Raw genomic sequence first — 10,906 nt, 5'->3', positions numbered from 1 at the left:
GGGCAGGACACGGCGGACAGTCCGTTCGGTGGAGAGTCGGGAAAGACGTACTTATCGGTTACGGCGGGGTTATCAGCGCGAATACTGGCGTCTGCGGCGAAGCGCGCGGTCCGCCACGCGAGCCGGTAAGCCGTTCCAAACCGGTCCGGCCGCGCCGGCGGCGGTCAGGCGCGGCGCTCGAACAGCTCGCGGACGGTCTCCTCGACGCCCCGCTCGGGCGCCCAGCCGAGTCGCTCGCGAGCGCGGGTCGTGTCGACGGGGAAGTCGCTGACCAGCGTCTCCCCGCCGCCGCGGGGGTTCTCGACCAGTTCGACCGACGGGTCGTAGCCGTGTTCGACCGCCACGTCGCGGACCAGTTCGGCGATGGACTCGACGCTCGGGTCCTCGTCGCTGGCGACCTCGTACTTCTCGACGCCGGTCTCGCCGGCCTCGAGCTGGTCGAGCAGGCGCTCGCCGGCGTGAACGTACGACCGCGCAACGTCCTCGACGTGGATGAAGTTACGCGACTGGGTGCCCGGCTCGTAGACCGTCAGCGTCTCGCCCGCGAGCGCGCGCTCGACGAAGAAGTTGATCACCGTCCCCTTCGAGACGCGCTGGCTGCCGACCTCGTGGTCGCCGTAGAGGTTGGAGATCATCAGCAGGTGCGCGGGGAAGGCGCCAGCCGCGAAGTCCTCGATGGCGCGCTCGCTGAGCAGCTTGGTCCGGCCGTACCAGTTCATCGGGTCCCGCGGATGGTCGACGGTGATCGGGAACTCGTGGGGGTCGCCGAGGACGGCCATGCTGAAGGGAAAGACCATGGCCGCCCCGGTCTGCCGGCAGTGATAGGCGACGTCGTTGGTCGCCTGGACGTTGACCTCGTGGGCGCGCCCGGGGTTGTCCTCGCAGTCGTCGACGCCGCTCACTGCCGCGAGATGCATCACGATGTCGGCGCCCGCGAGGGCGTCGGTCAGGTCCCCGCGCTGGCGGATGTCGACGTACTCGACGTCGACGTCGCCGACCCGGCGGACGGTCCCCCGGTAGAAGTTGTCCAGCGCGGTCACCTCCCACTCCGGATGGGTCTCCTGCAACTGGGCGACCACGCGGCTGCCGATGTAGCCCGCCGCGCCGGTGACGGCGACGCGGACCGGTGATTCCGTGGACTCGGTCATATGCTCCCGGTCGGCACGGGCATACTAACACCCCGCGATTTGCCGACCGACGCGGAACGGTTTCCGTGAACTGTGACAGCGAAACGGATATTGGGTACAAACACCCATACGCAACTATGAGCAAGAACATCTCCATCTCCGACGAGGTGTACCGGAAGCTGAAACAGGAAAAAGGTGACCGCAGTTTCAGCGAGGTCATCGAAGACCGGATCGAGAGCGGTGGAACACTCGCCGACGTGGCCGGTCAGGGTATCTTCGACGCTGACACGTACGAGCGGATGAAAGACGATATCGGGGAACTGAGCGAGGGAACGGTAGAGCGAGTCGAGGATGAAACTCGTTGACACCTCGGTCGTCGTCGACATCGACCGGGGGGAGGCCGGTCGACGGGTCGAAACGCTCGACGACGAGGGGAGACACGCTATCAGTACGGTCACACTCACAGAGCTCCGTCTCGGAGTGAACAGGCAGTACGACCACGGCAGTGAGAGATATCGGGAGGCGACCGAGGACCTCGAGCGACTTCTCTCGCGGTTCGAACTCGTCGACGTGGACAGAGCGGTCGCGACGACGGCGGCAGACATCATTGCTGACCTTCAGGAACGGGGTCTGCCGCTCGACAACCTCCACGATATCTACATTGCGGCGACGGCACGAACCCGGCAGTTGGCCGTACTGACCGCGAATACGGACCACTTCGAGCGGATCGGAGATGTGAACGTTGTCGACTGGACGGCGTACTGACCGACGAGTAGCAGTCAGTCGCCTTTCCTGAACCGCTCGGCCAGGTCCCGGACGCCCGCCTCCAGCGTCCACTCGGGGGCGAAGCCGGTCTCCCCGAGCCGGTCGAAGTCGACGTGGTACGAGGGGCCCGGGTGTTCGTCCTCCAGGTAGGTGATGTCGACATCCCCGACGGCCTCGCGGACGACGTCGGCCACCTCCGAGATGCGGTAGTTTTGCCCGTTGGCACCGACGTTGTAGACCCGCTGTTGCCAGTCGTCGGGGTTGCGGAGGGCGTGGGCGTAGGCGCGGGCGGCGTCGGCCACGTGGATGAAGGGGCGCCAGTTCGAGCCGTCGCCGTAGACCGTCAGCGGCCGGCCGGTCAGCGCCCGGAAGACGAAGTAGTTGACCACGAGGTTGAACCGCACCCCCGGCGCGTAGCCGTAGTTGGTGCTCATCCGGAGGGCGGTGCCGGACATGCCGTGCTCCTCGCAGTACTCCGCGAGCACCTCCTCGGCGCGCAGTTTCGACTCGGCGTAGGGGTTGATCGGGTCCGGGTCGACGGTCTCGTCCAGGTCGGTGCTGACTGCCCGGCCGTAGACGTTACACGAGGAGGCGAAGACGACGTGCTCGACATCCAGTTTGCCCGCCGCCCGGAGCACGTTCTCGGTGCCCTCGAGGTTGGTCGCGAAGGTCTCCTCGCGGCGGTCGTGGGTGCTCGCCGCGCCGGTGATGGCCGCCAGGTGGACCACCCGGTCGACCCCCCGCATCGCGCTCTCGACGTCGCCGTACTCCCGGACGTCCGCGCGGTGGAAGTCCAGGTCGCCGTTCAGCAAGTCAAGGAAGGCCCGCGGCGACCCCGAGGAGAGGTCGTCCAGCGCGACGACGCGGTCGACGTCGGGGGCGTCCTGCAGGCACCCGAGCAGGCGGCTGCCGATGTACCCGCAGGCCCCGGTGACCAGGACGTCCATCCTACTCCGTGTCCTCCAGCACGCCCGGCAGGAACCGGTCCTCGTGGGCCGCGATGGTGTCGGCGTACCGGGTGAGCGTCCCGAAGATGTCCTCGACGCCCTCCTCGAAGGTCTGGGCCTGGCCGCCGACCACGTCGAGATAGCGGTCGTTTTCGATCTCCATCTTGTGGGTCTCGTCCTCGTCGCGGGGGTTCTCGAAGTGCTCGACCGCCACGTCCAGGCCGTGGTCGGCACCGACCTCGGCGATGGTCTCGGCTACCTCGACGATGCTGATGGCGCGGGTGACCTGGTTGTAGACCGTCAGGTCCTCGGGCCGCTCCGCCGGGTCGGCGAGGGCGAGCCGCGCCAGCCCCTCGACGGCGTCTTCGAGGCCGATGAAGGGCTTGCGCTGCTCGCCCTTGCCGTACACTGTCACGGGGTAGCCGGCGACGGCCTGGGCACAGAAGCGGTGGGCGACCGTCCCGAAGTAGTAGTCGAAGTCAAAGCGGGTCTTCAGGCGGTCGTCCGCGCGGGTCTCCTCGGTCTCGGTGCCGTAGGTGATGGCGGTCCGGACGTCCGAGATGGGCAGGTCGAACTGCCCCGCGGCGAGCCGGAGGTTGGCGGCGTCGTGGCTCTTCGACTGGTGGTACCACGACCCCCCCATCGCCGGGAAGGGGATCTCGTCGCGCTCGCCCCGGTGCTCCATCGTCGCGCCGCCCTCGGGGATCGGGAACTCGGGGGCGCCGTAGACGCCCGTGGTGGTGGTCTCGATGAAGTGGGTGTCCGTCAGGTCGTGCTCGTGCAGGCCGAAGACGAGGTTTCGGGTGGCCTGCATGTTGTTGTGCTGGGTGTAGTTGGCCCGCTCGCCGTTGATCTGGGAGTAAGGCGCGGAGGGCTGGGCGGCGGCGTGGACGACCGCCGTCGGGTCGTGGACCTCGAGCAGTTCGTCGACGAACGCGCGGTCGGCCAGGTCCCCCTCGACCGCCGAGAGGTTCGAGAGCCCGTGGACCTCGCGGGCCGCGGCCAGCCGCTCCTCCAGGTTCGCGACGGGGGTGGCGCTCGTGGCGCCGACCTCGGCGACCCACTCGCGGCGGGCGCCGTTATCGACGATGAGGACGCGCTGGTCGGTTCGACCGGCGATACGCAGGGCGGTCGGCCACCCGATGTAGCCGTCGCCGCCAGTGACGATGATAGCCATAGTTACTCACTCGGCGAGTAAACGGCCACCGATAAGTGTCTTTGGGGATCGGCCCGGCAGTAGTCCGGCGTGAAGCGAGCGAGCGGAACCGGCAGGGAGCTCAACGCAGCGCGTACTGCTCGCTGCCGACGTAGTTCAGGAGGCCGCCGCCGGCGACGGCGCTCAGGTCCGACAGCCAGAACGGCAGCGCGAACAGGTGCAACCCCGTCATGAGCGTCCCGATGTAGACGACGTACCCGACGGCGTAGACCCCGAGGTACCGGCCAAAGCGCCGGAGGAGGTCCCCGGGGCGCCCGAAGGTCACCAGCCAGTTCAGCAGGAACGTCCAGCCGATGGTCGCGAGGAAGGCGACGGTTCCCGCCACCAGCGGCGCCGTCGGGCCCGCGAGCCACAGGAACAGCGCGACGTTGAGCACCGCGCCCGTGAGCCCGACCGCGCCGAATTCGACGACCCGAACCGCGCGCTCGGCCGGACACAGCCGCGTGACACCGAGCGTCCGCAGGGCCGCCGCGAGCGTCGTCTCGAGTCTTGCAAGTAGCTGTGTGGACATGAGTGGGTCCGGACAAGGAGCGGTCCGTGTGTCGGGATCCGGCGGCTCGAGGCTGAAAAACCCGGCGGCTGCAGGGTCCGCGGCGAGGGGGAACGGGGCGGAGTCGCCAGCAGTGTCGGGGGCGAACCCAGCGGATCAGAACTCGCCCAGGGAAGCCTGGTCGCGGGCGGCCAGGACGTCCCGGCTGGTCTGCCAGCTCTCCCGGGCGCAGGCCGGCAGGGAGCCGTGTTCGTCGACGTAGCTCCGGAGGAAGGCGCGGGTGGTCGGGTCGCTGGGGTAGCCGCTGCCGACGTCGCCGTACGCCGCAGTCAGGTCGGCGACGTAGGCCTCGCGGGCGGACTTGGCGACGATGCTCGCCGCGCCCACGATGGCGTGGGCCTCGTCGGCGCCGTGCTCGGCACGGACGGCGGGCGGGGCCCGGTTCTCCACGCGGCGCTCGAACCGGACGGCGTTGGTGTCGCCGGCGTCGACGACCGTCTCGTCGTCGGGCGCGGCCGCGTCCGCGAGCGCCTCCGCGTGGGCGGCGACGGTCAGTTCGTTCATGTCCGTGTCGGGGTCGTCGATCCGCTCGACGGTGACCTCGGCGACGGCGACCGTGTCGGCAGCCTCCCGGATCGCACTGGCCAGCCGTTCGCGGCGCTGGGCGGGGATCCCCTTCGAGTCGCCGACACCCTCGGGAAGGTCGGCAGGGTCGGCCCGGACCGCCGCCGCGAACATCGAGCCCAGTACCGGCCCCTTCCCGGCCTCGTCGACGCCGACGCGCATGACTGGCGGTCAGGCGCGGGCGAAAAAAGCCTTGCGAGCGGGCGTCTGCCGGCCGGCTGCCGGCCGTCAGACGGCACGGCTGTCCGGCCGGCTCGCCCCCTCCGCTCAGACGAAAAACGCCTCGTCCTCGAAGGGTTCGTCCTCGCCCTCGACGGCGAGCACGTCCAGCGCGGTCACGGTCACCTCGATGCCCAGCAGGGTGGCGAGGCTTGGTTCGGTCCGGCCCTCGTCGCCGTGGGCGAGTTCCTTCACGTACAGCCCTCCTTCGCCGTGGACCTCGAGGGTCGCACCGTGCCCGCCCGCGTCGAGGTCGCCGTCGATGGCGTAGACTTCCCGCGTCCGGGTCTTGGAGGCACGCCGGTGGTCGACGCGCTGGGGGGTGTCCTGGCTGATGGTCGCGCCGTCGAGGTCCCGGAGCGCCCCCTCGAAGCTGGCGCGGTCAACGGGGACGTCGAAGGTCACCTCCAGCCGGTAGGTCTTGCTCGCGGGGTGTTCCTTGACGCGCTCGACCATCCGGTGAGTCGCGAGCCGGAGCCCCTCGACCTCCACCTTCCCGTCGGCGAAGTCATTAATATCGGCCTCGAGTTTTTCGGTGTCCACATCCCGGCGTCGGGGTTCGTCGACCTCGATGACGAAGGGGCGTCCGGTACCGAGCATCAGCGCGTCGACGTCCTCGCGGCCCGCGCCGTGGAAGGTGGCGTCGGCCCCGTCCATGGCCTCCCGGACGACCGGCGCCGTCAGCTGTTCGACGCTCTCGTCGTAGCGGTAGCCCGTCCCGTCACAGCCCGGACAGACTTCGTCGCGCTGGCGGCCGGTGCCGTTACAGTCCCGGCAGGGCCACTCGGTCTGCGGGATGTCCCGCTCGAGTTTGCGGTAGCGGCCGTAGACGAAGGCGGAGTTGACCTGGACCTCGACCTCGTCGGTCGCGAGGTCGCAGGTGAGCATGACGTGGGGACGCTCGAAGTCCACTTCCGTGTCCGTCTCGGCACCGAAGCGCTTGCCGACCTCGCGGTTGAACTCCGATTTGAGGAGTTCGCCGGCTTCGGGGTCCAGGCCGACGTCCTCCCGGAGGAGGCGGTCGTTCTCCTCGACCAGCGGCGGGACGCGAGCGCCCACCTGGTAGGTGTCGAAGTCGTAACCCTGGACCGCTGCGGCGGCGGTCTCGGCCCACCAGTCGTAGCGCTCGCACTCGCCCTCGCAGACCCAGCACTCCTCGTCGGGGTCGAAGTCGGCGTCGTCAGCGAGCGCGACGGCGACCCGGAGCCCCCGGCCCCGCTCGCGGTTGGTGAGCCCGAAACTCCGGTCGGCGACCAGCCGGCCCAGGCAGGGGTCACAGACCGGCCCTGTCGCCAGCGCGTCGCGTGCGACCGACAGTACGTCCATACCGTCGGTGGGTGCGGGCCGGACAACACCCTTTCGAAGGCAGCGCCCGGTTCGAGAAGGAGTGGGCAGCTAAGCGAGTTCGATTGTGACCATCTCGAAAGCCCCTGCCGTCTCGGCTCCCGGGACTCGCTGCGCTCCTCGGCCTTCGGCCTGCGGTGCTTACTTTGTCCGGGTTCGCCGAGACGGCAGCCCCTTTCAGTCCCACCCGCACCGGCCGGTTGGCCAGCCGTCGGAGGTGGGCTTTTGAGGTGTCCTCGACTGGTGTGGGTTCCATCCTCTTCTCATCTGAGCAATACCGCTCGAGACAGCCAGCCCCCGACAGCCACCAACGCTTATTGACGCTGCCGGTGAATGTCGCGTATGCTCCACAGCCAGGGCCCGCTTCTCACACTCGACGTCGAGGACCGCTCGACAGCCGAGACCGACATCGAGGACGAACAGCGCCGCTACATCGGCGGCCGGGGGCTGGGGACCCGGCTGGCCCACGAGCGGGTCCCCTTCGACGCCGACCCGCTGGGGGCCGACAACCGGCTGTACTTCACGACGGGGCCGCTGCAGGTCTCGAACATGAGCTTCACCGGCCGGATGAGCTGCACCGGCGTCTCGCCGCTGACCGACGGCCTGCTCTCCTCGAACGCCGGGGGGTTCATGTCGCGGCACTTCGCCGGCACGGGTTACGGCGCGGTCGAGGTCGCGGGCGCGAGCGACGACCTCCTCGCGGTGCACGTCCGCGACGACGGCGTCACCTTCGAGGAAGTCCCCGACCTCGCCGGCGCCACGGTACCGGAAACCACCGCCTACCTCGAAGAGGAACACGACATCAGTCCGGACCAGACCGCCGTGGTGGGGCCGGCCGGCGAGAACGAGGTGCGCTTTGCATCCATCATGACCACCGAGGACCGCGCGTTCGGCCGGGGCGGGCTGGGCGCGGCGCTGGGCGCGAAGGGGGTAAAGGCGCTGACCTTTGGAGGGGACTCCGCCCCGGAGATCGAGGTCTCGGCGACCCAGCAGGACATCCATCGGGAGGCCGCCACCGACGACCACATCATGAAACGGCAGGGGACGGTGTCGGTGATGGACCTGGCAAACGAGATGAACGGCCTCCCGACCCGCTACTTCGCCGACCAGCAGTTCGAGGGCGTCGAGGGGATCAACGGCGCGGCCGTCGAGTCCAAGAAGTACAAGAAGGGGACCTGCTCGGCGTGTGCCTTCGCCTGCAAGCTGCCGACCAGAGACGAGGAGGCCGGCGTCGAGACCGAGGGGCCGGAGTTCGAGGTGGCGATGGCCTTCGGCTCCAACTCCGGGGTCGACGACATCGTCGAGGTGATGAAGTCCAACGAGCAGTGTGACAACTACGGGCTGGACTCCATCTCCGCCGGCAACACGGTCGCGGCCTACCTCGCCAGCGAAGACGAGTTCGGCAACGACGAGCTGGTCCACGACCTCGTGGAGAAGATCGCCCGCCGGGAGGGGGTCGGCGACCTGCTCGCGGAAGGGATCGACCGCGCCCACGAGGAACTCGGCGTCGAGAACTGGTCGGTCAAGGGGATGGACTTCGCGGCCCACGAGGGCCGGGTACTCAACGGCCAGGGGCTCTCCTATGCGGTCTCGAACCGCGGCGCCGACCACATGTACGCGACCTTCTACTCCGTGGAGTACCCACTGGTGCCTGCCGACCAGGCGCTGGACCCGGAGGGCACCCTCGGGAAGGCCGAGCGGCTGGCCCACCGCGAGAACCTGATGGCGCTGAACGACTCCGGCGTCGTCTGCAAGTTCTCCCGGGATTACATGAGTCCGGAGCGCTACGCCGACCTCTTCGAGGCCGACTTCGAGGACCTGCTCGACGTGGGCCGGCGCACCGTCACCCTGGAGCGACACTTCAACAACCAGCGCGGCTTCGACCGCGCCGAGGACCAGGGCCTGCCCTACGACCTGCCCGACTTCGAGCAGGCACTCGACGAGTACTACGACCAGCGGGGCTGGGAGGACGGCGTCGTTCCCGATGCTGCACTGCCCGACGACGTGAGCGCAAGCAGCGGGAGCCAGGCGGCCGGCGACTGACGGAGCCCGACCGGTCGCTGGCGGCCTGCTACCGGTAACTGTCCGCCCTGCCCAACCGACGCCAGCGAACCGACCCGTTTTTGCACCCGGGGAGCACCGCCCTGCACATGGAGTGGCTGGTCGCGCTGGTCGTCGGCCTCGTGCAGGGGTTGCTGGAGTGGGTTCCCGTCTCCAGCGAGGGCGCTGTCGCGCTCGCGCTCACCGCGCTCGACGCCGCCCCCGACACCGCGACCCGCTTCGCGCTGGTGTTGCACACCGGCACCGCGCTGGCGGCGACGGTCTACTACCGGGGGACGCTCCTCGACCTGCTCCGGCGGCTCCCCGGGTGGCGTCCCGGGTCGGCGTGGACCGAGACCGCCGACCTCTCCTTCTACGTGCTGGCGACGCTCGCCTCCGGAGTGACCGGGGGTGCGGGCTACGCAGTCCTGCGGGAGGTGACAGACGCCGTCGCCGGAGGTGCCTTCGTCGCGCTCATCGGCGCCCTGCTGTTGGGGACTGGCGTCCTGATGTACACCGCCGAGTCCCGCTCCCGGGAGTTCCGCGAGCGGCCGGGGCCGCTCGACGCGGTGCTCGTCGGGGCGCTGCAGGGGCTCGCGGTCCTGCCAGGCGTCTCTCGGTCGGGGACGACCGTGAGCGCGCTCCTGTTGCGTGGCCACGACGGCCCCGACTCCCTGGAGCTGTCCTTCGTGCTCTCGATCCCCGCCGCGATGGGGGCAGGCGCCATCGCCGTCGCCGACACCGGGTTCGCGGTCGCGCCCGCGAACGCGGCGCTGGCGCTCGCGGTCAGTGCGGTCGTCGGCTACCTCACCGTGGACGCACTGACGCGGCTGGTCGCGCGGGTCGCCTTCTGGCGGGTCTGCATCGGATTCGGCGCGCTCGCGGTGGTCGGCGGCGGCCTGCTGATCGTCTGAGTGGTAGGTTATCTAATTCTGACTATTTCTGTGACAATAGCCCGCAAGCAAGTAGATGCAACATTTGATGCAACTGTGGTGTTTATGATCCCTTCGGGTACATAGCTGCCCGTTGCAATGCACGCTCGACGAGCGACAGCGGCGCAGGGGGGAACGCCGTGAGACGCCGACAGCTCCTCACGGCGCTCGGGGTGGCCGCGATGCCGACCGTGGCCGGCTGTTCGAGCCCGTCGAGTACCCCCACGGACAGCGCGACAGAGACACAGACCGAAACGGAAACCGAGACCATGCAACCGACGGCGACCCCACAGCAGCAGGCGGATGGACCGATCGACCCGCGGTTTGGCTACATCGGCACCGGCGACGACTCGCCGCCGGTGGAGCCGGACCACACGGTCGAACTCCTGATCCGGGAACGCGAGAACGTCCCGATCCCGGAGTTCTACTTCGAGCCGGCCGGGCTGGCCGTCGACGTCGGTGACACCGTCCGGTTCAACCTCGCGACGCCACACCACAACGTCAACGCCTACCACCCGGCCTTCGGCTACACCCAGCGGGTACCCGAGGATGCCCCGCCCTACTCCTCGCCGATCCTCGGCGTCGGCGAGTACTGGATGTACACCTTCCGGACCGAGGGCGTCCACAACATCATGTGCGCGCCCCACGAGCTGTTCGGGATGGTCGGCAGCATCGTCGTCGGGTCGGCGACCGGCCCGGCCGCGAACCCCGTCGGCGAGGCACCCGCGCCCACGGAGGCGTCCCGCCCGCCGGAGTTCACCGCCGGGCTCGTGCTCAGCGACCCCGCCATGGCTCCCGAGAACATCGTCGACCAGGGGAGCGTCTCCTGGGACGACCTCGCACCCGAGAGCAAGCGGCCCCTGCTCAGGCCCGTCGAGCAGGGCTGACGGTCGCTCGGCCGTCCGGCAGCCGCCGGGTTTCATCCTCGACCGTCCGGCGGCCGTCGCGATGCGGGCGTCCCGGAACCGGGACAGCCGAAACCGACTTATCCCTCGCCCAACAACTGTGGTATGCACCGCCAGGGTGCGCTGTGGGGGCGCCTTGCCGTCTCCCGCCGTTTTATAATAGGATCTTACCCACCAGAAGCATCGACCGTCGAGATATGTGCGGGCCGTAATGGGATAGTACGGTCGCATAAGGCCCTGCTACGGCCGTGAACGGTCCTCGTGGCTTATATCAACCCCGCTCATAGCGACTGTTGC

General features: G+C 69.0%; 11 protein-coding genes. 5 read left to right on the top strand and 6 right to left on the bottom strand.

The window, feature by feature from the left end:
- Window positions 1-164 precede the first annotated feature (164 nt).
- The gene (locus GN153_RS17070) at window positions 165-1,148 is read right to left on the bottom strand and encodes an NAD-dependent epimerase/dehydratase family protein (RefSeq protein ID WP_159904908.1); all 984 of its coding nucleotides are present in this window, start codon (window positions 1,146-1,148) and stop codon (window positions 165-167) included.
- Between the two features lie 116 nt (window positions 1,149-1,264).
- On the opposite strand from GN153_RS17070, the gene GN153_RS17065 reads away from it, so the two are divergent.
- Complete coding sequence (locus tag GN153_RS17065; protein WP_159904906.1) at window positions 1,265-1,492, top strand: antitoxin VapB family protein; 228 nt, start codon at window positions 1,265-1,267, stop codon at window positions 1,490-1,492.
- The gene (locus GN153_RS17060) at window positions 1,479-1,892 is read left to right on the top strand and encodes a type II toxin-antitoxin system VapC family toxin (protein ID WP_159904904.1); all 414 of its coding nucleotides are present in this window, start codon (window positions 1,479-1,481) and stop codon (window positions 1,890-1,892) included. Before GN153_RS17065 ends, GN153_RS17060 begins: the two co-directional genes overlap by 14 nt.
- Window positions 1,893-1,906: 14 nt before the next feature.
- On the opposite strand, the gene GN153_RS17055 is transcribed toward GN153_RS17060, so the two are convergent.
- From GN153_RS17055 to GN153_RS17035, 5 genes are all read right to left on the bottom strand, one after another.
- Window positions 1,907-2,839, bottom strand: a complete 933-nt coding sequence (locus GN153_RS17055; RefSeq protein ID WP_159904902.1) for an NAD-dependent epimerase/dehydratase family protein — start codon at window positions 2,837-2,839, stop codon at window positions 1,907-1,909.
- 1 nt (window position 2,840) lies between these two features.
- Complete coding sequence (locus GN153_RS17050) at window positions 2,841-4,016, bottom strand: NAD-dependent epimerase/dehydratase family protein (protein WP_159904900.1); 1,176 nt, start codon at window positions 4,014-4,016, stop codon at window positions 2,841-2,843.
- Window positions 4,017-4,116: 100 nt separating this feature from the next.
- Window positions 4,117-4,566, bottom strand: a complete 450-nt coding sequence (locus tag GN153_RS17045) for a GtrA family protein (RefSeq protein WP_159904898.1) — start codon at window positions 4,564-4,566, stop codon at window positions 4,117-4,119.
- A 135-nt stretch (window positions 4,567-4,701) separates the two neighbouring features.
- Entirely contained in the window at window positions 4,702-5,331 is a 630-nt protein-coding gene (rnhB, locus tag GN153_RS17040; protein WP_159904897.1) for a ribonuclease HII, read from the bottom strand.
- Between the two features lie 105 nt (window positions 5,332-5,436).
- Complete coding sequence (locus GN153_RS17035; protein WP_159904896.1) at window positions 5,437-6,714, bottom strand: tRNA pseudouridine(54/55) synthase Pus10; 1,278 nt, start codon at window positions 6,712-6,714, stop codon at window positions 5,437-5,439.
- A 360-nt stretch (window positions 6,715-7,074) separates the two neighbouring features.
- On the opposite strand from GN153_RS17035, the gene GN153_RS17030 reads away from it, so the two are divergent.
- The 3 genes from GN153_RS17030 (at window position 7,075) to GN153_RS17020 (ending at window position 10,591) form a co-directional block, all read left to right on the top strand.
- Window positions 7,075-8,775 (top strand): aldehyde ferredoxin oxidoreductase C-terminal domain-containing protein, encoded by a 1,701-nt coding sequence (locus GN153_RS17030; RefSeq protein ID WP_159904895.1) that lies wholly within the window; start codon window positions 7,075-7,077, stop codon window positions 8,773-8,775.
- 107 nt (window positions 8,776-8,882) lie between these two features.
- Window positions 8,883-9,686 carry an undecaprenyl-diphosphate phosphatase gene (locus GN153_RS17025; protein ID WP_159904894.1) on the top strand — a complete coding sequence of 268 codons (804 nt, stop codon included), beginning with the start codon at window positions 8,883-8,885 and terminating at the stop codon, window positions 9,684-9,686.
- Window positions 9,687-9,844: 158 nt separating this feature from the next.
- The gene (locus GN153_RS17020; protein ID WP_201287941.1) at window positions 9,845-10,591 is read left to right on the top strand and encodes a cupredoxin domain-containing protein; all 747 of its coding nucleotides are present in this window, start codon (window positions 9,845-9,847) and stop codon (window positions 10,589-10,591) included.
- The last annotated feature ends 315 nt before the right edge of the window (window positions 10,592-10,906 follow it).

This window comes from Salinirussus salinus, assembly GCF_009831455.1.
In the GTDB taxonomy this organism is placed as follows: Archaea; Halobacteriota; Halobacteria; order Halobacteriales; family Haloarculaceae; genus Salinirussus; species Salinirussus salinus.
Note: the sequence above shows the minus strand (reverse complement) of the source record. Positions and strands in the feature narration are given on the sequence as shown.

Excerpts from the sequence above, each read along its gene's own strand:
- GN153_RS17030 (WP_159904895.1), top strand. The coding sequence starts at position 7,075 with ATGCTCCACAGCCAGGGCCCGCTTCTCACACTCGACGTCGAGGACCGC.
- GN153_RS17050 (WP_159904900.1), bottom strand. The coding sequence starts at position 4,016 with ATGGCTATCATCGTCACTGGCGGCGACGGCTACATCGGGTGGCCGACC.
- GN153_RS17060 (WP_159904904.1), top strand. The coding sequence starts at position 1,479 with ATGAAACTCGTTGACACCTCGGTCGTCGTCGACATCGACCGGGGGGAG.
- GN153_RS17035 (WP_159904896.1), bottom strand. The coding sequence starts at position 6,714 with ATGGACGTACTGTCGGTCGCACGCGACGCGCTGGCGACAGGGCCGGTC.
- GN153_RS17025 (WP_159904894.1), top strand. The coding sequence starts at position 8,883 with ATGGAGTGGCTGGTCGCGCTGGTCGTCGGCCTCGTGCAGGGGTTGCTG.
- GN153_RS17055 (WP_159904902.1), bottom strand. The coding sequence starts at position 2,839 with ATGGACGTCCTGGTCACCGGGGCCTGCGGGTACATCGGCAGCCGCCTG.
- GN153_RS17070 (WP_159904908.1), bottom strand. The coding sequence starts at position 1,148 with ATGACCGAGTCCACGGAATCACCGGTCCGCGTCGCCGTCACCGGCGCG.
- GN153_RS17045 (WP_159904898.1), bottom strand. The coding sequence starts at position 4,566 with ATGTCCACACAGCTACTTGCAAGACTCGAGACGACGCTCGCGGCGGCC.
- rnhB (WP_159904897.1), bottom strand. The coding sequence starts at position 5,331 with ATGCGCGTCGGCGTCGACGAGGCCGGGAAGGGGCCGGTACTGGGCTCG.
- GN153_RS17065 (WP_159904906.1), top strand. The coding sequence starts at position 1,265 with ATGAGCAAGAACATCTCCATCTCCGACGAGGTGTACCGGAAGCTGAAA.